This window comes from Nitrobacter sp. TKz-YC01, assembly GCF_047824785.1.
Taxonomy (GTDB): Bacteria; Pseudomonadota; Alphaproteobacteria; order Rhizobiales; family Xanthobacteraceae; genus Nitrobacter.
Window position 1 is genome coordinate 3,031,811 of the sequence record NZ_CP181167.1, and the last position, 21,895, is coordinate 3,053,705.

General features: G+C 59.6%; 17 protein-coding genes, 1 tRNA gene and 3 pseudogenes. 14 read left to right on the top strand and 7 right to left on the bottom strand.

What is annotated here, in order from left to right:
- Positions 1-6 precede the first annotated feature (6 nt).
- The 5 genes and pseudogenes from nadC to ACMYR2_RS14460 all read left to right on the top strand — a co-directional run.
- Positions 7-870, top strand: a complete 864-nt coding sequence (gene nadC, locus ACMYR2_RS14440; RefSeq protein ID WP_347264376.1) for a carboxylating nicotinate-nucleotide diphosphorylase — start codon at positions 7-9, stop codon at positions 868-870.
- Positions 871-1,265: 395 nt separating this feature from the next.
- Positions 1,266-1,505 (top strand): hypothetical protein, encoded by a 240-nt coding sequence (locus tag ACMYR2_RS14445; protein ID WP_347264377.1) that lies wholly within the window; start codon positions 1,266-1,268, stop codon positions 1,503-1,505.
- Positions 1,506-2,134: 629 nt separating this feature from the next.
- Entirely contained in the window at positions 2,135-2,548 is a 414-nt protein-coding gene (locus tag ACMYR2_RS14450; RefSeq protein WP_347264378.1) for a PRC-barrel domain-containing protein, read from the top strand.
- 375 nt (positions 2,549-2,923) lie between these two features.
- A complete protein-coding gene (locus ACMYR2_RS14455) occupies positions 2,924-4,144 on the top strand; it encodes a GGDEF domain-containing protein (RefSeq protein WP_347264379.1) in 1,221 nt (406 codons plus the stop codon).
- A 183-nt stretch (positions 4,145-4,327) separates the two neighbouring features.
- Positions 4,328-4,696, top strand: a pseudogene (locus ACMYR2_RS14460) (IS630 transposase-related protein); the annotation flags it as partial.
- 213 nt (positions 4,697-4,909) lie between these two features.
- On the opposite strand, the gene ACMYR2_RS14465 reads toward ACMYR2_RS14460, so the two are convergent.
- Positions 4,910-5,959, bottom strand: a complete 1,050-nt coding sequence (locus tag ACMYR2_RS14465) for an IS110 family transposase (protein ID WP_416193222.1) — start codon at positions 5,957-5,959, stop codon at positions 4,910-4,912.
- Between the two features lie 81 nt (positions 5,960-6,040).
- Between ACMYR2_RS14465 and ACMYR2_RS14470 the strand changes: the two are divergent.
- Positions 6,041-6,645: pseudogene (locus ACMYR2_RS14470) on the top strand (IS630 family transposase); the annotation flags it as partial.
- Between the two features lie 310 nt (positions 6,646-6,955).
- On the opposite strand, the gene rpoH reads toward ACMYR2_RS14470, so the two are convergent.
- Positions 6,956-7,855: an RNA polymerase sigma factor RpoH gene (gene rpoH / locus ACMYR2_RS14475; RefSeq protein WP_347265351.1), complete on the bottom strand. Its 900-nt coding sequence runs from the start codon at positions 7,853-7,855 to the stop codon at positions 6,956-6,958.
- Between the two features lie 216 nt (positions 7,856-8,071).
- Positions 8,072-9,127 carry an RluA family pseudouridine synthase gene (locus ACMYR2_RS14480; protein WP_416193223.1) on the bottom strand — a complete coding sequence of 352 codons (1,056 nt, stop codon included), beginning with the start codon at positions 9,125-9,127 and terminating at the stop codon, positions 8,072-8,074.
- Here ACMYR2_RS14480 and ACMYR2_RS14485 point away from each other — a divergent pair.
- The 7 genes and pseudogenes from ACMYR2_RS14485 (at position 9,126) to ACMYR2_RS14515 (ending at position 13,837) form a co-directional block, all read left to right on the top strand.
- The gene (locus tag ACMYR2_RS14485) at positions 9,126-9,458 is read left to right on the top strand and encodes a hypothetical protein (RefSeq protein ID WP_011315644.1); all 333 of its coding nucleotides are present in this window, start codon (positions 9,126-9,128) and stop codon (positions 9,456-9,458) included. The genes ACMYR2_RS14480 and ACMYR2_RS14485 overlap by 2 nt on opposite strands.
- Before the next feature lie 54 nt (positions 9,459-9,512).
- Positions 9,513-9,587: transfer RNA gene (locus tag ACMYR2_RS14490), tRNA-Glu, on the top strand.
- A 117-nt stretch (positions 9,588-9,704) separates the two neighbouring features.
- Positions 9,705-9,875 (top strand): annotated as a pseudogene (locus ACMYR2_RS14495) (hypothetical protein); the annotation flags it as partial.
- Positions 9,876-9,905: 30 nt separating this feature from the next.
- Complete coding sequence (locus ACMYR2_RS14500; protein ID WP_416194148.1) at positions 9,906-11,261, top strand: hypothetical protein; 1,356 nt, start codon at positions 9,906-9,908, stop codon at positions 11,259-11,261.
- 200 nt (positions 11,262-11,461) lie between these two features.
- Entirely contained in the window at positions 11,462-12,133 is a 672-nt protein-coding gene (locus ACMYR2_RS14505) for a recombinase family protein (RefSeq protein WP_416193224.1), read from the top strand.
- 108 nt (positions 12,134-12,241) lie between these two features.
- Positions 12,242-13,377 (top strand): IS3 family transposase gene (locus ACMYR2_RS14510; protein WP_416192834.1). Its coding sequence is split into 2 segments (ribosomal slippage): positions 12,242-12,512 and positions 12,512-13,377, totalling 1,137 coding nucleotides; the frame shifts between segments, so codons are not numbered across the junction.
- Between the two features lie 112 nt (positions 13,378-13,489).
- Entirely contained in the window at positions 13,490-13,837 is a 348-nt protein-coding gene (locus ACMYR2_RS14515) for a TonB-dependent receptor domain-containing protein (protein WP_347265250.1), read from the top strand.
- Here ACMYR2_RS14515 and ACMYR2_RS14520 read toward each other — a convergent pair.
- Both ACMYR2_RS14520 and ACMYR2_RS14525 read right to left on the bottom strand, forming a co-directional pair.
- Positions 13,824-14,864, bottom strand: coding sequence for a sulfite exporter TauE/SafE family protein (locus ACMYR2_RS14520; protein WP_347265251.1), 1,041 nt, complete (start codon positions 14,862-14,864; stop codon positions 13,824-13,826). The genes ACMYR2_RS14515 and ACMYR2_RS14520 overlap by 14 nt on opposite strands.
- Positions 14,865-15,205: 341 nt before the next feature.
- Positions 15,206-16,024 (bottom strand): lytic murein transglycosylase, encoded by an 819-nt coding sequence (locus ACMYR2_RS14525; protein ID WP_347265252.1) that lies wholly within the window; start codon positions 16,022-16,024, stop codon positions 15,206-15,208.
- 174 nt (positions 16,025-16,198) lie between these two features.
- On the opposite strand from ACMYR2_RS14525, the gene ACMYR2_RS14530 reads away from it, so the two are divergent.
- A complete protein-coding gene (locus tag ACMYR2_RS14530) occupies positions 16,199-16,816 on the top strand; it encodes a hypothetical protein (RefSeq protein WP_347265253.1) in 618 nt (205 codons plus the stop codon).
- 141 nt (positions 16,817-16,957) lie between these two features.
- Here the strand turns inward: ACMYR2_RS14530 and rpoD are convergent, their stop codons facing one another.
- Both rpoD and dnaG read right to left on the bottom strand, forming a co-directional pair.
- Positions 16,958-19,111 (bottom strand): RNA polymerase sigma factor RpoD, encoded by a 2,154-nt coding sequence (rpoD, locus tag ACMYR2_RS14535; RefSeq protein WP_141382401.1) that lies wholly within the window; start codon positions 19,109-19,111, stop codon positions 16,958-16,960.
- Positions 19,112-19,919: 808 nt separating this feature from the next.
- The gene (dnaG, locus tag ACMYR2_RS14540; RefSeq protein ID WP_416193225.1) at positions 19,920-21,824 is read right to left on the bottom strand and encodes a DNA primase; all 1,905 of its coding nucleotides are present in this window, start codon (positions 21,822-21,824) and stop codon (positions 19,920-19,922) included.
- Between the last annotated feature and the right edge of the window lie 71 nt (positions 21,825-21,895).

The window sequence follows — 21,895 nt, forward strand, 5'->3', positions numbered from 1 at the left end:
AACACAATGCCGCTCCCTGCCCTGCCGCGCATCATGATCGAACCGCTGGTTCGCGCCGCCCTGCTTGAAGATCTCGGCCGCGCGGGAGATCTCACGACCGACGCGATCGTGCCGTCCGGTCACCGGACCACGGCCTTCATTGCCGCCCGCCAGCAAGGCACCGTTGCCGGGCTCGATCTGGCCCGGCTCGCATTCGAACTCATCGACCCGGCGATCGAAATGCATGTCGGACACGGCGACGGCGCGATTGTCGCGCCGGGCGATGTGATCGCAACCTTGTCCGGTCCTGCGCGGGGAATTTTGACGGCTGAGCGGGTCACGTTGAACTTCCTGTGCCACCTGAGCGGGATCGCCACGGCGACGGCGTCCGTGGTCGCGGCGGTTCAGGACTACAAGGCGAAGATCGTGTGCACCCGCAAGACGACGCCCGGCCTGCGCGCGATCGAAAAATACGCGGTTCGTATTGGCGGCGGCAGTAACCACCGGTTCGGCCTCGACGATGCCGTTCTCATCAAGGACAACCATATTGTCATCGCCGGCGGCGTCACCGAGGCGCTGAAGCGCGCAAAGGACCGCGTCGGCCATCTGGTCAAGATCGAACTGGAGGTGGATACGCTCGATCAACTGCGCGAAGCACTCGAGCAAGGCGTCGATGCCGTGCTTCTCGACAACATGAGTCCGGACACGCTCCGCGAAGCCGTCGCGATGGTCGCGGGCCGGGCGGTGACAGAAGCGTCAGGCCGCATCACGCCGGCGACAGCGCCAGCGATCGCCTCAAGCGGAGTCAATCTCATGTCGATCGGGTGGCTCACGCACAGCGTCGGCATTCTCGACCTCGGCCTTGATTTTGAAGGCGAGGCGCGCGCGTGATCCGGCGTTAGTGACGGACGTTGACGTCCGTGGCTGGTAAGGCGGCTTCCGCAAGCCGTCAGGCCCTTAGAGCATCGGACCCGAAAGTGGGAACCGGTTTCGGGATAAATCCGATGCTCAATCAATTAACTGGAGCGACGGCGCTGATTCCATTTGACCGGCCGCCGCTCTAATGAAACCAGACAGGCTGCCGGAGACGCAACTTCTCGCTCGCGTCCCGTTTTATAGCGTTTTCGAGCGAAGCATGTCCTCGGGCTTGACCCGAGGATGGATACCGGTTCGCGTGAAGAAAACGCGTCAGATCAAAATCTGAGAGCCTCGCTTCTGATTCAATCAGAAGCGATAATGCTCTAGTTCGAAGGCGGCCGTTTCCGGAAAGGGTCCGCTGCTTCATCGTGTCCGTTGCGGCTGCTCAGGAACATCAGAAACATCAATCCGCATCCGATGACGAAGGAAAAGAACGTGCCGAGACCAAGCGCGATCCAGCCGTGTTTTCCTATCTCGACGCCAGCCGTCTGATTCAAAACCGCGATCATCCACACGCCCGTGGCGATCAATATGCCCGTCAGCGCAATCAGAACGATAATTCTGCCTTTGCTCATGTCTTCCATCGGGATGCCTTTCCTTATGTTTAAGTCCGGCTGCTTGAACTGGAGTCTGTTTCAACAGCGTTGATCTTTTCCGAAAACCGGCTTCCACTTTTCACGATCATTCTAACTCCGCCGAAGTCTGGTCAGGTCCTGCGTTTATCGGCCAGCATATGCACCCTCCCTTGTCGCTGGTTTCCGCTTGTTTCGGGCAAGCCCGATACCAGCCACGACAGAGGTTTTCCTGCACGTTATTCTATCAGATCCAAGATTTTATCACATCCAAGGTTATCACATTCAGGGCTGGAACGCCCCCTCAATTGATGCATTCCTGATATATCTTTACACGCATCCGCGAAAAGGGAAACCCTGTCGAAACCCGATTGCAGCAAAAGTTACCCGCTCGCCGCTTGCGCGACTTTTCGATCAGCACTTGCCGCGCCCGCGTGAAGCTCTGATCCCTTCAGAAAGATCTTCAGAAGGAAAGGCAAGGAAGAAACGAAGGCTTGGCCTGGTCACTTGCGGCAACCACTTACGACCGTTCTCTGGCTCATGACGCCGTTTACGCTTCTGGTTTCCATTTTATCCGGCCGAGAATCCTCGCCTGCTTTTGAAACGCATCGAGGAACATTCGGTACGCTATCGCTTTTATTCCCCACCTAGCGAAGGAGAAGCTGATGGCTATGGAAGGAAACTCTGAAAACCTGATCGCCAGCGATAAGGAGTCCGGCAAGGCCGTCTATGGCGCCGAAGACAAGAAGATTGGTTCGATCGAACGCGTCATGGTCGAGCAGTCCAGCGGGGAACCTGCCTACGCTGTGCTGAGCGTCGGCGGATTTCTCGGTTTGGGCGACGAGCATTACCCGGTCCCATGGAGGCTGCTCAGATACGACTCCGAACTTGACGGCTATCGCAGCGACATCAGCGGGAACCGGCTGAAAGGCTATCCGAAGAGTGTGTTCGGGAGTTCTGGTTCTGAACTCTTCGATTGGACCGCGCGCCGTGCAGAGCTTGATTCTTACTACGCCAACATCGACACCGTAACGACGAAGGAAGGTGCGCAGTCTCCTTTGACGCGAGACTCCGGGTAAGCGAGCGTCGTTCGCGCCGTGTGCAGTCAGAGGAGTGCTGGCCTGCCCCCGTTGATAAACCGCGCATGAAAATCGGAACGGCGCGACGATAGTCCTCATGAGTAAAACTTGGCGGACGGGTAAATTGCCTCTATCCCTCGTCCGCTTTTAGCCCGCCGGTGTACCCCCCCTTCGCCGGCGGGCTTTTTTTTACCTCCCAGAACCCGAACGCCTCCCTGATCCACACATTTCGTTCATCATTTCAAAACCATCGCCGAGGGTCTTCTCCCCACGGTGAGTTTCCATTAATCGCTACAGTCGCACCTTGTCGGGTAAGGATGGACAGTCACAAGAAAACCATCGGGGAAGGCGGGGCGGCGTACTCCGGGATTTGCCATGCTGAGCGTGCCGACAATATGGGTGGTGTTTATCGCCAACTTCCTGGCGTTGGGTTTGGTCTGGACCTACGTCATGCGGAGCTACCCGACGCTCGTGGCCGCTCCCTATTGGGCGGCGGCGTCCTTCTTCGCCGCTTTTTTCTCCGCCCTATCCATGCTGCGCGGTCACATCGATTCAATGCTGCCGCTGGTCGTCGGCGGCGGCGGGCTGATCTTCTCGATCTGCCTCTGCACGATGGGCATTCGGCGTTTCTATGAGCGACCGGTCTCCTGGCGGACGACCTTTCTCACGGTCGGCTTGAGCGTCGCCGGACTCGCTTACTTTGTGTATGTGCGCGACGACATGCCGATGCGCATTTTCATCTATTCGGCGGCTCAGGCGATACCGATCGCGATGACGTTGAATATGGTGCTGTCGCGCAAGGAAGGCCGCATTAATTCGGGAGCACAGCTCGCTGGAATTGTCAGCGTGCTCATCATCTGCGTGAGCGTCATCAGGTCGGTGTGTGCCTTTTTCGATATCGGCGGCGGCGTGTCCTATATCAATTTCAATGCTCTTCAGGCCGCTCTGATATTGGGTCTGGTGTTCCTGTCGATGACCTGGAACTTCGGATTCCTTTTGATGGCGATCGATCGCCTGCGAAACGAAGTTGCCGACCTTGCGCATGTGGACGACCTCACCGGGGTCGCCAACAGGCGGCAGCTATTGGGGCGGCTGGAGGACGCGTGCGCGATGTCGGAGCGGAGCGGCGAACCTTTCGCGATCCTCATGATGGATCTCGACGGCTTCAAGCAGATCAACGACACCCACGGTCACGCAGCCGGCGATGCCTGCCTGCGGCAGTTCACGCTGATGGCGCAGATGCAGCTGCGGCCCGGCGATTTGCTGGCGCGGACCGGCGGGGACGAGTTCTGCATCCTGTTGCCCGCCACAACGCTGGAAGAAGGCGCGCAGATCGCGCAGCGCGTGCTGAATGCATGTCGCGAAGACGCTGCCGGGTGCACGGGCGCCGATGTTCCTATCTCGGCCTCCATCGGGCTCGCCCAATGGACCCGGGAAATGGGAGCGTGTTCGGAACACCTGCTCGCCGCCGCCGATCATGCGCTTTATGCGGCCAAGAACGATGGGAAAAACCGGTTTGCCTCATGCGGAGACATCGCGCCGCCGATTGCCCCGCAGTCATGGTCACAACAGATCCCGTCCGATCAAAAAGCATAAAGCACGCTCGAAGGCGTGGAGCGGAGCCAGAGCATCGGACCCGAAAGTGGGAACCGGTTTCGGGATAAATCCGATGCTCAATCAATTAACTGGAGCGTGATGGGGTTATGTTGAATCGATTTTGGATTCCCAAATCAGTGTGTTTCTGATTCAGCATGCTGGCTGGATAGGAGGCCAGCATGGATGGGCAAGCCTTACTCACTGGATCTTCGCAAGCGTGTTGTCGCTGCGATCGAGGGCGGAATGTCGCGCAATCGGGCCGCCAAGCAGTTTGGGGTCGCGATCAGCACGGCGATCGGCTGGATGCGGCGGGTCGAGGAGACCGGCAGCGTTGAGCCTGGCCAGATGGGCGGTCACAAGCCGAAGGCGATTGCGGGAGACCACGCAGTCTGGCTGTCGCGGCGGATCAGGGACGGCGATTTCACCATCCGCGGGCTTGTTGCCGAGCTTGCCGGTCGCGGTCTGAAGGTCGACTACCACTCGGTGTGGGACTTCGTGCATGCCGCGAAGCTCAGCTTCAAAAAATGTATGGTCCGCCCCGGCGTTGCAAGGGATTTGGATTTCTGTCGGGCGCAGTTTGCGTAAATGTATCCGGCCTCTCGCGAGTGAGCTGCTGTTGCAGCCAGGCCAGGATGAGATGCGCGCCGGTTGTTCCCAATAAATCGTACGGGCCATGACGCCCGTTTTTTTGACAGGGCTTACAACCAGCGGATCGACTGTTCCGACATCATTCCTTGACCCCGCAACCTGACGAGAACGCGATGATCAAGCCTGGGCCGGATCAACGCGCTCATAAAGATTGCCCGGCCGCGTGAGCACGGCCCACGCCATCCGAGCGATTTTGTTGGCGAAAGCGACAACAACCTTGTTGCGATGCATCCGCTGTTCGAGCCGGCCGATCCACTCACCCATACGGTCGCGCTCACGGTTCAGGTGGGCGATGCATGAGCGTGCGCCATGGATGATGAGGCGCCGCAGGTACGGGTTGCCGCGCTTGCTGATCCCCAGCAGCGTGGTCCTCCCGCCTGTCGAGTTTTGGCGTGGAACGAGCCCGAGCCATGCCGCAAGGTCACGCGCCTTGCGGAACTGCCGTCCATCTCCGATTGCGGCAAGCAGGGCCGTTGCTCCCAGTGGCCCAATCCCGGGGATCGACATCAGCCGGCGCGCTGCGTCGACGCGATCGGCGATCGCTTCGACCTGCCGGCTGACGGTGGCGAGCCGCGCGTCGACGACGACGAACTCGTCCCAGAGTTCCCGCAGCATCGTGCGCATCATCGGTGTGAGGTCGTTGGTCTCGTCGGCAAGGATACGCGCCATGTCGAGCTTGAAGACGCCAGCCCCTGGCCGCATCGCGATTCCATATTCCAGACAAAAGGCGCGCATCTGGCAGATAAGCTGTATTCTGTTTGCGGAGATCCGGTCTCGGATCCGATGAAGCGCCTGCAGATCGATTTGCGCTTCCTGCCTTATCTCGACAAAGCGCATCGTCGGACGGACCACCGCTTCGGCAATCGCCTCTGCGTCACGCGCGTCGTTCTTGTTCGATTTGACGAAAGGCTTCACGAACTGCGCTGGGATAATCCGCACTGTGTGGCCCATCGCAGCCAATTTGCGCGCCAGCCATTGGGCGCCCGGACAAGTTTCCATCCCGATCAAGGCGCGAGGCGCCTGCTCGAAGAACGGCAGGATCGTATAACGGGTTAGCTTTACGCGGCGTATCGGCTTGCCGGATGCATCGGCTGCCATGACGTCGAAGCGGGTCTTTCCGAGATCAATGCCGAAGACGGCGGCATCGACAGAGTGGCTTCTGGACATATCGGCTCCTTCAGTTGGGAATCAACCAGCTGCATCATCGCAGCCGGAGAGCCGGGGCGGGCCATCTCATTAAGCGTGGCGGCTGGAGAGCGCGATCGACCCGCGGTCGCGCGGCGGCGAGCACAATGGACAAAGTATCAAGGTCGCGTCGAAGCTGAGCGGCTGGTTTTCATCGACGAGACCTGGACCAGGACGAGACCTGGACCAGGACCGATATGGCGTCCTTGCGGGGATGGGCGCCACGCGGGCGCAGACTTCACGCCAAGGTTCCCCACGGACGCTGGAAGACCATGACCTTCCTGGCGGCCCTGCGCCATAACCGGATCGATGCGCCATGGTTCATCGAAGGGCCGATCGATGGCGTGAGCTTTCGCGCCTATGTCGAGCAGGTTCTTCTGCCCGTCCTTCGACCCGGCGATATCGTCATCCTGGATAACCTTGGCAGCCACCGGAGCAAAGCAGTTCGTCAACTCATCCGCTCGGCCGGCGCCAAACTCTTCTTCCTGCCAAAATACTCGCCCGATCTGAACCCGATCGAACAGGTCTTTGCCAAGCTCAAGCACCTCATCCGAAAAGCCGCCGCGCGAACCGTCGATGCGGTCTGCGCCGCAATCGGCCACGCACTCAATGCCTTCACCTCCGAGGAATGTGCCAACTACCTCAAAAATTCAGGATATCGAACTTAATGCCATCATGCTTTAGAGCATTATCGCTTCTGATTGAATCAGAAGCGACGCTCTATGATATTGATCTGACGCGTTTTCTTCACGCGAACCGGATTCCACTTCGCTCGAAAACGCTATAGAGGCTGCTTCAACTGCGTTGAATCAGTCTCCAAAACCAAGGCCGAGAGATTGTTGTTTGACCCGTTTCCTTGCGCGAACAGGTCACCCACCTCGCAGGAAAAACCGTTCCTGATCGCAAACAAACAGGCGAACAAACAAAAAGGGCCGCCGATATCCGGCGGCCCTCATTTCCGAACAGAAGCTTCTCGCTTCAGCGGGCAGCTTCCATGGCAGCCTGTTCCTGCTGCGCGATCGTCGTCTTCACGGCCGACTGCACCTTCTCGAAAGCACGAACCTCGATCTGCCTCACACGTTCGCGAGACACATTGAACTCGGCAGCGAGATCTTCCAGCGTCATCGGCTCATCCGCGAGGCGTCGGGCCTCGAAGATGCGGCGCTCGCGCGGATTGAGTACGCCCATCGCGCCGGTCAAGGCTCGGCGGCGATGATCGAACTCCTCATGCTCCGCCATGATGGCTTCCTGATTGGGCGCCTGATCGACCAGCCAGTCCTGCCATTCGCCCGCTTCGCCATCGTCACGGATCGGGGCGTTGAGCGATGCATCGCCACCGAGGCGGCGATTCATGTCGATGACATCCTGTTCCGTGACGCCGAGACGCTTGGCGATGAGCTTGACCTGATCCGGCCGCATATCGCCTTCGTCAAGCGCGGAGATCTTGCTCTTCGCCTTCCGCAGGTTGAAGAACAATTTCTTCTGGTTCGCGGTCGTGCCCATCTTCACGAGCGACCACGAGCGCAGGATGTACTCTTGTATTGAGGCCTTGATCCACCACATCGCATATGTGGCGAGGCGGAAACCCTTCTCAGGTTCAAATCGCTTTACCGCCTGCATCAGGCCGACGTTGCCTTCCGACACGACTTCCGATATCGGCAGGCCGTAGCCGCGATAGCCCATGGCGATCTTGGCCACCAGCCGAAGGTGGCTGGTCACGAGATGATGCGCCGCGTCACGGTCGTCATGTTCGCGCAAACGCTTGGCGAACATGTACTCCTCGTGCGGCTCCAGCATCGGAAACTTGCGGATTTCCGAGAGGTAACGAGAAAGTCCGTTCTCTCCGTTGAGAACCGGTAGGGTAGCAGTACGGGCCATGGTTGCGCCCTCCACTGGTTCAGGCCCCCGACAGCGGCGAGCCCGGCAGGCAGTCTCTTGTTAAAGCCGACCACGCTGCGATGTTCCACGTTGGGTATTCAACGCAGGTGCAACATATACCAGAGATGGCCCGGAAAAAGAAGAACAAAAAGTGATTACGTTTTCGTGATCTGTTCTCAACTGTTTGTTATCACTTTTGTTTTCCGCGAAGATGCGTCATTCCGCCGCCGCGAGGGCCGTTTGCAGGGAAGACAGGTCCTCCGGCAGACCCGTTTCCCAGCGCAGAACCTCTTCGGTCCGGGGATGTTCAAGGACCAGAAGATACGCGTGAAGCGCCTGCCGGCCGAGAGCACTCAGCGCCGTGGCGGCTCGCGGTCCCAGATGACTGGCCTTGGTCTTGAAATGAGGTCCATAGACGTCGTCACCCATCAGCGGGTGGCCCGCATGGGCGAGATGCACCCGGATCTGGTGAGTGCGGCCGGTGGCAAGCTGGCAGGCGAGCAGAGCAGCCACCGGTTTTCCGTCCCGCCCATTGAAGACCTGCCGGACCTCCCAATGGGTGATCGCTTCCCGCCCGCCTGCCCGCACGGCCATCTTTTCGCGCGCGTAAGGGTGCCGGTCTATCGGAGCGTCGACCGTGCCATGGGCACGGCTCGGCAGTCCCCAGACAAAAGCCAGGTAACCGCGTCGCATTGCTCCCGTGCGTCCATGATCCGCGAATTGCGCGCTCAGCGACCTGTGGGCGGCATCATTCTTGGCGGCCACCATCAGGCCGGTGGTGTCCTTGTCCAGCCGGTGCACGATGCCGGGCCGGCAGACGCCGCCGATGCCGGACAGACTTTCCCCGCAATGCGCAATGAGGGCGTTGACCAGCGTTCCAGCATGGTGGCCCGCGGCGGGATGAACGACCAGACCTTTCGGCTTGTTGATGACGATGAGATCGTTGTCCTCGTAGATGATATCCAGCGCGATGGCTTCGCCTTGCGGTTTGGCCGATATTGCCGGCGGCACGCGGATTGTGATCGTATCTCCCGGAGCGACATGATAAGCGGGGTCGTGAACAGGGGCCGAGCCTTCCGTCCTCTCCGCAACAGAAGTTTTTTTCACAATACTGACGTCGCCCGCGAGAATCAGGGACTTCAGGCGTGATCGGGACAGATCGCGGCTATGAACGGCAAGGACACGATCAAGGCGTACCGACCCCTCGTCGCCGGTGACAACGATGTCCAGCCTCTGATCCGATGGTGAGCCTTTGAGAGCCGAGCCTTGCATGACCGAGCCTTTGAACCCTGAACCGACACCGGAACAGGCCGCGCTATTCGCGCGGGTGCGGCGGATGATGTTGATCGCTGGTCTGACCACGGCCCTCGCCGTGGGAGCCGTCCTTGTCGCTATCGGCTATCGCTTTTTCCGCGTCGAGGGAAGCAGGCCGGCGGCCGACGTTACCGCGACCCTGCCGAAGGATGCCAGGATCACCGCGACCGCGGTCGCGGGCGACCTGCTCGTGGTGACCCTTGATCTCGGCGGCTCCGTCCAGATCCGAACGTTCAACCTGCGCACGTTGCAGTCGGCCGGAACGCTGAATTTCGCACGCGAGCCCTGATATCCAAAGGCACCTTGCGGCGCACCGATTTCGAGGTTATTGCCTTTCCGGTACGCTCCCTTCGTCTAGCGGTTAGGACGCGGCCCTCTCAAGGCTGAAACAGGGGTTCGATTCCCCTAGGGAGCGCCAAGCATCATCTAAGCCATTGAAAAGCTGAAAACTCTAGGTAATCATAAGCTTAGAGCGGCCGCCTTGCTACACAAACGTAGCCCACAAAGGTGGTCCACAATGGCGGCTTTGAGTTACATGCAGCGACGTGCATCCGGCGTCTACGAGTTTCGAAAGCGTCTGCCTGAGGCGCTGGCCGGGAAGCCCGTACCCTCTCACATGCGCGATGTCTTTCCCGATCTCGTCAATCCGAAGACCCGCTGCTTCAAGCGTGAGCTTGTTCGGTCCCTCGCAACGAAGGAGCTAAAGGAAGCCAAGCGGCGCGACCATCAGGCGGCCTTGAAGGCGACCCAATTGTTCGATGCTGCGGTGAAAGCCCTCATGCCCCCTTCCGTCGCGGTGCAACCCGTGGCGCTCGACCTCAAGCAACTTGGCGATGATATCTTTGCGGGCCTGCTCGCAGACGATGAAGCCGAGCGGATGGAAGGCGATGACCGGCGGCATCTGCAAACTCCTAAGGAGCGAGCGCAATGGCGCGACCTCGTGGACGTACCGCCTGCCACCCAAATGGGAATGTCCTCCGACCACTCTTACGCTTATGGCGAACTGCTGCCGGTGTTTGAAGACGAGTTTCGCGCAGCATACGCCCGGCGCGACCCCAAGATCGTCTACCCCGAAACCAATATCGCATTGAAGGAGCGGGGCATCTATCTGAGCAAATCCTCATCGGAGTTTCAGAAGGCGGCCCTCGTTGTCCTTGAAGCTCACGTGCGGGCCTACGAGGCAATGGGGAAGCGGCAGCGCGGCGAAATCATTCCAACCCCAGTGGTGACGAAGCAATCCACCGAGGAGTTGGGGCCTAGGCTCACAGAAGCGCTGGCATCATGGGCTGCCGGTGGTTCAGCGCACAATGCCAAGAAGCCAAACTCCAACACCGTCACTGAGGCAGAGCAAGCCGTACGGTATTTCACGGAATTGCATGGCGACTTGCGGCTTGGCGAGATTACCCGCGAGAAGGCCCGGGAGTTTCGCGATGCCGTCGCCAAGGTGCCGAGTGCGTTGCCGCGCGGCCTCCGCAAGCTCCCTCTGCCGGAGTTGCTGAAGCGGGACCTTTCCGACCGCACACCGCGAGCGGCTACCACTGTGAATAAGATCGTTCAGATTCTTGGTGGGATTGTCTCGCGGGCCGAGCGTGAAGGCTTCCTCGACAGGGTGCCCGGCTTTGCGAACCCCTTCGGCAAGGCCATCCGGTTTTCCATCGATGCCCACCAGACCCGGCGCAGGCACTTCGAGAAGTCCGACCTCAAAGCGATCTTCGAGTCGCCGGTTTATGCAGACAATGAACGCCCAGCTGGTGGCGGTGGCGAGGCGGCCTTCTGGTTTCCGCTGATAGGCCTTCTCTCCGGCATGCGCCTCGATGAAATCGCGCAGTTGCGGCTATGCGATCTGCGGCAGGATGAGGATACGCAACGGTGGTATTTCGACATTGACAGGACCGGCGGGCGCTCCACGAAGACCAGTTCTTCCATCCGCCATGTGCCGCTGCATCGTGAACTGAAACGCATAGGCTTGCTGAAATACCGCGAGTCTCTGCTCAAGGGCGGTGCCAGCTTCGAAAGGGTCGCAAATGCGAGAGGTCACCTCGTGGCAGCGGCATTTGAAATCGCCCCCCGTGCCCGTCGACAGCTTGGCTAGGCTTCGAGTCTCGTCGCGATGCATGGCGACAAGTTGAGGCAGTTGGCGGGCGTACGTGTTCCGAAAACCTCTAGAAGTTTGCGCAAAGGAAGTCCCTGATTTTACGCGCTTACGCTCATAGCTTTCGAGTGTTCCGTAACCATTGCTTTTCGGACTCGCGAGATTCAGAATCGCTTCCATCTTTCACTCATTGAGGAAGCATGGAGATGCATTCAAGAGGTCCATTCACCAAGCGTGTTGCACTGTATGTTCGTGTCAGTACGACGGATCAGCACACGGGCAACCAACGCCTTGAACTTCAGGCCGTCGCAGATCGGCACGGCTGGGAGGTTACGGCGGTTTACGAGGATGCCGGTATCTCGGGAGCCAAAGGACGTAACAAACGGCCTGGCCTCGATGCGCTCATGAAGGCAGTGGCCCGACGTGAGGTGGACATGGTTGCGGCGTGGTCGGTGGACCGCTTAGGGCGATCCCTCACGGACCTACTGGATGTATTAAGGGACCTTCACGCCAAGGGCGTTGACCTCTTCCTGCATCAGCAAGGTCTCGACACATCTACACCCTCGGGCCGGGCGATGTTCCAGATGCTTGGGGTGTTCGCCGAGTTCGAACGCTCGATGATCCGAGAGCGGGTCATGGCCGGGCTTGCGAGGGCCAAGGCTGATGGCACCAAGCTAGGGCGCAAGACCATTGAGGATGCCGATGCCAAGAAGGTCCGCACCATACACACGATGCTGGGCGAGGGCATTGGTGTGAGGCGCATCGCTCGTGACCTCGAAGTGGGAGTGGGTACCGTGCTTCGGATTTCGAATTCGCAACTATGTGCAGCAAGATACGATGGCGCGCCTTGTGTAAACCGCGCCCAGGCCTGATCAAAGGATATTGCGTTTGCGAGATCGACCTCAAGGATATGGTGAGGTGGTGCCGGTTTCTGAGACAGGGGCATAAGGTGGATCGCCCGATGAAAAGGACGATCCGGTATGAAGACACGCAGACGATTTACGGCTGAGTTCAAGGCCAAGGTTGCGCTTGAGGCGATCCGTGGCGAGCGGACGATTTCGGAACTGGCGACAAAGCACCAGCTTCATCCGAACCAGATTACGCAGTGGAAACGGCAGGCCATCGAGAACCTGGCCAAGACGTTCGACGACAAGGCTGCTGATGCGCAGGTCGGCCGGGAAGCCGAGGTGACCAAGCTGCACGCCAAGATTGGCCAGCTTGTCGTTGAGCGGGATTTTTTGGCCAAGGCCTTCGATCGCTGAGCCTGGATCGGAGGAGAATGATGATTGACCCCGATCACAACCGGCTCTCGATCCGCCGCCAGTGCGAACTGGTCTCGATCTCGCGGGCGTCGTTCTACCGACAGCCCGCCGGCGAGACGCCCGAGAACCTCGAACTGATGCGCACCATCGACGAGGCCTTCATGGAGACGCCCTGGTATGGCTCCCGGCAGATGGCCCGGCATCTGCGGCGTCAGGGCTGGTGCGTGGGTCGCAAGCGGGTCCGGCGGCTGATGCGCAAGATCGGTCTGTCGCCGATCTACCAGGCGCCGAGAACCAGCGAGCCGCATCCGCAGCATCGCATCTATCCCTACCTGCTGCGGCACCTGGCGATCGAGCGGCCGGATCACGTTTGGTGTGCCGATGTGACCTATATCCCGATGCGGCGCGGCTTCCTTTACCTCGTGGCCATCATGGACTGGTTCAGCCGCAAGGTCCTGGCCTGGCGGTTGTCGAACACGATGGATGCCGACTTCTGTGTTGCCGCTCTCGAAGAGGCGATCGCCTGCCATGGCAGGCCCGACATCTTCAACACCGACCAAGGCTCGCAGTTCACTAGCTTCGCCTTCACGACGACGCTGAAGGATGCCGGCATCCGCATCTCCATGGACGGGCGCGGCCGCTGGATGGACAACGTCTTCATCGAACGACTGTGGCGCAGCCTCAAATATGAGTGCGTCTTCCTCAGCACATTCGAAACGGGAAGCCAAGCCCGCTGCGGCATCGGCTCCTGGATAGACTATTACAACCGGCGACGCCCGCACTCGACCTTCGCCGGCAGGACGCCCGACGAAGTCCATGCTATGGCGGAAATGACGGAGCAATTGGCGGCGTAGAAACGAACCCGATCCACCTTAGCCAGGCCGCCAAACTGTCTCACCAAGCGGGTCCACCTCACAGCGCGATACGGGGACCACGATCCTTGCGGAAATAGACCCGTAGCCGTTTATGGCGATCGCGCCATATCTCGACGTAGGGAAGCCGTGGCAGAATGTTTCCTTATACGCCAATTACATGGAAGCCTTGGAAGCTGGCCAGATTGCACCGCCCAATGCGGTGAACGTCGGGGAAGTTTTTTCCCCCTTCAAGACAACGCAATCCGAGGTCGGCGCGAAGGTCGATTTCGGCCACATTACGGCGACGCTCGCCGCCTTCACCGCTACGCGGCCGACTTACGGTCGAAATTCCGACACCTTGATCTTTGGCGAGGTCGGCAAGACTCGCTATCAAGGAATCGAGTTCACGACCTTTGGCCAAGCGCCTGAGAGTAACCGTTGCTGTTTCAGTCAAACTTGATCTTGTTGATCAAACGGTTCTGACCATCAAAATAATAGGCTTCATAAGAGACACCTTTCAGAGCATACACTTTTTCGACATCGACTTTCCGGGCCCCGCCCCGCAAGGATTGAACGTAACGTTGCCGGTCAGGCGAAAGAGACGACAACGGAATGATTTTCTCGAATTCCAAGCCTTCGTCGTAACTGACCTCTGCAAAATAGACCGAGGTATTCCAGGTCAATCTGGCGTTCAGTTCTTTCGCCTCGACGGTCACGTGAAGATTGGGATCATTTGCAACTTTGATATCGCCAACCGCGCTGTTCAGCACCAACACGCCGGAAATCACCATGGCGCCATATCCAGCGCGCATGAACAGTCCCCTGGATATTCCCGGCAAGGCGAACTTCATGAAAACAGAGGACAGCACAGCGGCCAGCGCGACGAGCAGGCCGATCCCTATGGTTTTCAGCTGAAATAAACCCAGCGATGCATACAGCGAGAGCTTGAGTAAATGGAGCAAGGCTTCGTTCGCGGCTCTGGTAGCGATGAGTTCCTGATTGTCCAAACCACAGCGAAAATAAAACCTGTTGAACAGGACACCTACCGCGCCAGTCAGACCAGAAATGAAGCCGGCTAAAAAGCCGACCCATCTGATCTGCCATGGTGGAACAGTGAGCGATGCGGATGAGGCAGGCTTTGATTTCTGCTTTCTAAAAAGCAAAGGAAGATTGGAAATCAGAAACAGGCCCATGCACAACTCTAGATACATCGGCTCCAGATAGCTCAGCAGCTTCGCGCCTAGAACCACTCCCACTATTGCCGTCGGCAAGAACAGCCTGGCCATATCCCAACGGATGGCATTGAAAAATATCCAGATTCTGGAAATAGAGCTTGTTGCTGTTCCAAGGGTCAGCGCTGCCGGCACCTGGCTGATCGGAAGATAATGGCCAAGAAGCGGGATCAGCAATAATCCGGCGCCGCCGCCACAAATGACACTAAGAGAGAACGCGATAAACGATGCGACAAAGAGAAATAAATAGATCATGGGATCGTCGACCTGCGGAACGTAAGTTGTACGTCAGGGGCACGAAACCTTCAACAAGACCAAACCTTCAACAAGATCATGGGTAAGGTAGGATCGGAGCCACCTTCATCCGGCGACAGGCCGGTCACCGGACACGATGGATCGGTCATGGTGTGATCAACGCCATCGGCAGGCAGCCAGGCAAAACTGCCAGGTGACGTTATAGCGTCTTCGATCGAAGCATGTCCTCGGCCTCGACCCGAGGATCGATGATCTGTTCGCGTGAGGAAAACGCGTCAAGCCAACAGGCTTCGCTTCTGCTTTCGATCAGAAGCGATAATGCTCTAAACGTCGAGCGGATACTATCGCCCCGCCAGCTTGTCGGCGAAGTAGCCGATGGTCCTGCGGTAGATTTCGGAACGATTCCACTCGCGCATCACTTCGAAGTTGGCTGCCCCCTGATGATAGTCGCCGCCAGCCTTCCAGCCGTTGACCTTCAGCAGGTTCGCCGTCGAGGCCAGCACATCCGGTACGGAATGACGCAGGTCGACATGGCCGTTGCCGTCGAAATCGACACCGTACTTGATGTACGACGAAGGCAGAAACTGGGTCTGCCCGATCTCGCCCGCATAGGCGCCGACCATGTCGCTCAGGCGCAGGTCCCCGCGCTGCACGATCCTGAGCGCCGCCAGAAGCTCGCGCTGGAACAGTTCAGTACGCCGGCAGTCATGCGCCATCGTCGCGAGCACCCGGAACACCGGCAGCTTGCCCATGTCGCCACGGCCAAAATCCGTTTCCAGCCCCCAGATCGCAACGATGATCTCCGGCGGCACGCCGAATTGCTTCTCTATCCGCGACAGCAGCGAGCCATGACGCGCCAGCATCGCCTTTCCGCCCTTGATCCGGCCGCCGGTGACGCGGGTCGCGACATATTGCTCGAAGCTCTTGCGGAAGGTGCCACGCTGCCGCCGGTCGAAGCTCAGCACGGCCTGATCCTGATGCACGCCGCCGAGCGCCTGCGAGATCACGCCCTGCGAAATTCCATCCGCGGCGGCTTCCCGCGATATCGCCGAAACGAACGTGTTGAAGTCGCCCCCGCATTGCGCGGCGGATACGGCGGTCGATGCAAGGGGGGCGGCGAGAACGGCGGCGGCGAAAGCGACGGCGAAACGGATTTTCATTGCAAACCCTTTTTGCTGAATCGTCGCGCCTTATAGCACGACTTTGGCGGCGTTGGCGGCACGCTTGGCGCTTGCGCCATTCGTGCTTTCAAAAAATCGCGCGTGACGCCATTCGCGCCGGAGAACGGCCCCCAATACGTTCTAGCCAGAACACGAATCCGCTATGCTTCCCCCATGACCGACCCCGCCCCCACCCCTTCGGCCTCGACGGCCTTTGATCTCTACTATCTACAAAACGGCAAGCGCTTCTTCTGGCGCAATCCGAACCATGGCGTGTCGCTGATCGACGACGGGCGCGAGTCGGCCATTCTCTGGCACAATGAGGGTAAAGCGATCCGCAGGCTCTGGACCGACATCGTCTCCATCAATATGACCGCCGGCACCACGGGCAAGGAGATCGTCAACAATTGCCGCATCAATTTCCGTGGCGGCCGCTTCATCGTCGTCACCGACGGCGGCGCCTCCGGCGAGGTCGATCACGATCGCACACCGGTTTATCGCGACTTCGTCCGCGCGCTGCACCGCCGCCTTGCGCTCGCGCCTCCCGGCGCCATCCGCTTTGTCGCCGGCGTCTCGCAGACGCGCCACACCGTGATGCTGGTGACCGGCGTGATCGCCGGGCTGCTGTTCATCGCCACGCCGCTGGTGCTGACGCTCTTCCTGCGCGACTGGCGCGCGCTCGGCCCGCTGGCCGCGGGTACGGTGTTCGTCTGGCCGTTCTTCAAGGTGATCGGCGCCAACAGACCGCGCGACTACGATCCGCACCACCCGCCGGGCGAACTGATGAATTGAGCATGTTCGCTTCTAATTCAATCAGAAGCGAACATGCTATAGAGCGGCGGCTGGTCAAATGGAATCAGCGCCGCCGCTCTAGTTAGTTGATTGAGCATCGGATTTATCCCGAAACCGGTTCCCACTTTCGGGTCCGATGCTCTAGTTATCCAAAAAGCTCCGCAACTTGCGTGACCGCGAAGGATGCTTGAGCTTGCGCAGCGCCTTGGCCTCGATCTGGCGGATGCGTTCGCGCGTCACCGAGAACTGCTGGCCTACTTCCTCCAGCGTATGATCGGTGTTCATGCCGATGCCGAAACGCATGCGCAGCACCCGCTCCTCGCGCGGCGTCAACGACGCCAGAACCCGCGTGGTCGTTTCGCGAAGGTTGCTCTGGATCGCAGCGTCAATGGGGAGCACCGCGTTCTTGTCCTCGATGAAATCGCCGAGGTGCGAGTCTTCCTCGTCACCCACCGGCGTCTCCAGCGACAGCGGCTCCTTGGCGATCTTGAGAACCTTGCGCACTTTCTCCAGAGGCATTCCGAGCTTTTCGGCCAGCTCCTCCGGAGTCGGCTCGCGTCCGATCTCGTTCAGCATCTGGCGCGAGGTGCGCACGATCTTGTTGATGGTCTCGATCATGTGCACGGGAATGCGGATGGTGCGAGCCTGATCCGCGATCGAGCGGGTGATCGCCTGCCGGATCCACCACGTCGCATAGGTCGAGAACTTATAACCGCGACGATACTCGAACTTGTCCACCGCCTTCATCAGGCCGATATTGCCTTCCTGAATCAGATCAAGGAACTGCAGGCCGCGATTGGTGTATTTCTTGGCGATGGAGATGACGAGGCGCAGGTTCGCTTCCACCATTTCCTTCTTGGCCTGGCGCGCCTCGCGCTCGCCTTTCTGCACACCCTGCACGATCTTGCGAAACTCGCCGATCTCAAGCCCGGTCAGCGCCGCGAGCTGCTGAATCTCGCCGCGCAGCTCCTTGATGCGGTCCTTTTCGTGGTGAACGAAATTCTTCCAGCCTTTCGCGGAGAGTTTCGACACCCGGTTGAGCCAGCGGGGATCGAGCTCCGAGCCCTGGTAGTTCCGCAGGAAATCCTCGCGGGCGACGCCGTGGCTGTCACCGAGCCGTAGAAGGCGCCCCTCGAACGAGACCAGCCTTTTGTTGATGTCGTAAAGTTGCTCGACCAGCGAATCGATACGCGCCTGATTGAGGCGCAGCGATTTCACCTCGACGATGATCTCATCCTTCAGCTTCTTGTAGCGGCGCTCCTGGTTCGGCGAGAGCGATTCATTCTGAAGCTGGTTGGAGATGTCGGCTTCCTGCAGGCGGCGCAGCTTCTTGTAGCTGTCGGCGATCTTGTCGAATGTTTCCACCACCTTCGGCTTCAACTCGGCTTCAATGGCCGCAAGCGACATCTGATTGTCGAAGTCGTCCTCCTCCATCTCGCCTTCCGCGGCCGCACCCGGAATCTTCTCGTCGCGGTCGGCAGCCCCCGCCGGCGCGGCGCGCGCGGCACGGAACGGGGTCGGAGACGGCGGCGCCGAAGGGGGCGCGTTCACCGTGGCTTCAACGCCGCCCTCGCCCGAGGCGGCATCGGAAGCGTCAGCCGACAACGGCTGGCCGCCGGGACCGCCCGGCGCGCCGAGCAACGCCGGGTTCATGCTGCTCTTGGCCTCGGGTCCGGCATAGGTCGCCTCGAGGTCGATGATGTCGCGCAGGAAGATCTTTCCTTCGTTGAGTTCGTCACGCCAGATGATGATGGCCTGAAAGGTCAGCGGGCTTTCGCACAGCCCCGCGATCATCGCCTCGCGGCCGGCCTCGATGCGCTTGGCGATGGCGATCTCGCCCTCGCGCGACAGCAGTTCGACGGTGCCCATTTCCCGCAGATACATGCGCACGGGATCGTCGGTGCGCTCGCCCGGTTCGGACTTCTTGACCTCGGTAACGGCCTTCTGCGTGACCTCGACCAGTTCGTTGTCGGTCTCTTCGTCAGCCTCTTCCTTGTTCTCGTCCTCGCTGTCGGCATCCTCGGATTCCGACACATTGATGCCCATGTCGGAGAGCATCGACATGATGTCCTCGATCTGCTCGGGCGAGGTGGTGTCGGACGGCAATACTTCATTGAGCTGGTCGAAGGTGACGAAGCCGCGCTTCTTCGCCTGCTTGATCATCTTCTTGACGGCGGCGTCGCTGAGGTCGAGCAACGGCGACGGCGCGTCCGCGGTATCCTTCTCGGGAGCATCCGCGGCCTTGTCATCCTTTTCCTTTTCCCTGACCTGCAGCGTCTTTGCCTTGCTCGCCATTCACAGCTCCTGAAACGCACTCATCCGGAAGCGCGCCCGCTTCCCCGTGAAATCCCGCGCCGCGCCCGGCGCTCTTGATTTGCGTCGCTCACGACGCACAAAGGGCGGCGCAAGCCTCTCGCCACCCCGTCAACCCTCTTTCGAATGATCGTACCGCGTTGGACTACGTGTCGGATGACCTAGCCTGCCAGCCCTTGACTTTCAATTAACCCTGTTTGCCGCCAAACCCCGGATTTGGCGAGTCTTTATCACGGTTCCGAGAGCCGCCGTCCCCGTATCATTTCGTCCCCGTATCCTTTTATTCCGACGTTCCGCGCGACGCTCCATCCGCGCAGGCGGCATTTCCTGACCGCCGGTTCGACCAAATCCGGCTCCCCGGAGCGTTTTCGAACGAAGCATATCCTTCCGGCCTGGCCCGAGGTGGATACCGGTTCGCGTGAAGAAAACGCGTCAAAACAATAATCTAGGGCTTCGCTTCTAATTCAATCAGAAGCGAAAACGCTCTGGAGTATTTCCTAAGTAAGAAGCGCCGCTGACGATACAAGCCGGTCCACCGTAACTGCGGCCGAAACCGTGCAGATGATCCGCCTTTTGTTTCCTGCGGGTTCGAAATGACGCCAAGTCGCTGCTTTTACTCGGTATCTCCCGCCTTTTATTATCTCTTATCTCTGGCGGGTCGATGACGGTTTCCGTCCCCCGAGGGTTGGATCGTGGCACACCGGTAACAAAACCTGATCCAGCGCCGCCAGAGCGCGGTGATATCCTGATGGTTCGCCATGAAAGTCGCATGATTGGGGTTCTGGACTGCTCACGCGGCAAGATGCATCGTTCCCCCCTTGGGGGCCCAGACGCGAATGATGTCTTCCGCCCACTCCGATAAAGCCACTCCCTCGGCGCTGATGGCCTCCTGTTCGGCGTGACCTTCCCGAACCAGATTCAGCAGGCGCGCGACAGCCGATTCGTCGCCCTCCCCGGCGTCGAGCCTAGCCCGCTCGATGTCATCTTCCAGCTGGTGCCAAAGCAGGATCCTGATGAAGTGGTCCAGGCATGCCGAGACGAAATCGGGCGGCGGATCGTTCTTCAAGATCGGAAAGCGCTCGAACAGCCGGTGCCCGAGCCGTTTTTCGGTGCCCGCCTCGCCGTGGACAGCTTGCAACGTGACATAGAATTTAGGTTTAAGTTTCGTCCAAATATCCGCAACGGACAACTTTGCCTCGGTAACTAACAACCGAAAGAGACTCGTCAAAAACTCATCGAAATCATCAGGAAAATGTAGGCGCAAGACAGCGTCTTGCTTGTCTTCGAGCAGTTCAGGGTATTGGACCAGCATTCCGAGAAGCACCTTTTGCAGCCCCGAACGCTGATCCTCGCCGGGAATCCTGAGTTCTTTTCGTACGAATCTGGAGCCTGCTTCCTTTTGATTGCGGGACGGCCCTCGATTGACCTGCCAGAACAGGTTGGCGAGCTGCATCCGTGACGTTCTGAAGAACGCCGTGTTGACCGCCGGATCCTGTATCGTGCGGACCAGCGCGTAGAGCCTCTGCTCAAGCGCGGCCTGCTTGTCGGGAGTCCGGACGTCCTGACCATCGGTCTCGCGCTGCCAGAGCACATCCCACAACGGCAAGGAGCCCGACAGAACGCTCCGGAAAGCCTCGACGCCCTTTTCCCGGATTAGGTCGTCGGGGTCTTTCTGTTCGTCCATGAACACGAAGCGGAAGGTCTTGCCGACGCGAAGCAAGGGCAGGATGCGATCAACGGAGCGATAGGCGGCAGCAACGCCCGCGCGGTCGGAATCGAAGCAGACCACGGGCTCGGGAGACAGCCGCCACAGCGTGGCGATCTGCTCTTCCGTGAACGCGGTGCCCATGGTAGCGACCACGGCCCTGATTCCAGCCTGATAGACCGCGATGGCGTCCATGTAGCCTTCGACGGCGACGACCGAATTGGCCTCGTGAGCCGGCTGGCGCGCGCGGTGAAAATTGAAAACCACCGAGCCCTTGTGAAAGATCGGGGTCTCCGGCGAGTTCAGGTACTTGGGTTGAACGTCCTTCCTGAGGGCCCGGCCGCCGAAACCGACAAGACGGCCGCGCTGGTCGTGGATCGGAATCATGATCCGGTCGCGGAAGCGATCGTAAGGGACGGGAATATCGTCTCCGGCGATCAACAGGCCGGCCTCGATCATGTCCGCGACCGGGACGCCTTTCGAGCCCAGATATTCCTTCAATGCGAAGCGGTCGGCGGTCGCGTAGCCGATCCGGAACTCGACGATGCTGGAGGACGCGATGGCGCGATCGGATAAATAACCGCGCGCCTGCGCGCCGAGTCGCGAGGCGAGGTTCTGCTCGAAATATCTGGCCGCGAGCTCCATCACCTCGAACAGGGATTTTTGCCGCTGCTCGCGCTGTTCGTCTTCCCTTGAGCTTCGCGGCAGCGGAAGCCCCGCCATCGCCGCCAGCCGCTCGACCGCTTCGGGAAAGGAAACGCCCTCGGTCTCCATCACGAAATCGAAGATGTTGCCGTGCTTGCCGGTGGAGAAGTCGTGATAGAACTGCTTCTGGTCGTTCACCGTGAAAGACGGGGTCTTTTCCTGCTGGAACGGCGACAGCCCCTTGAATTCGCGCCCTGCCCGCTTTAGTTTCACGCGCCGGCCGACGACCTCCGAAACCGGAAGGCGGGCCTTGACCTCGTCAATGAAGCTGGGCGGAAACCGCATGCGCCGTCTCACTCAATCTAGGCGGCGGGTATACCTGCCTGCCGCGGGGCAAATCAGCTAGGCACACCTTT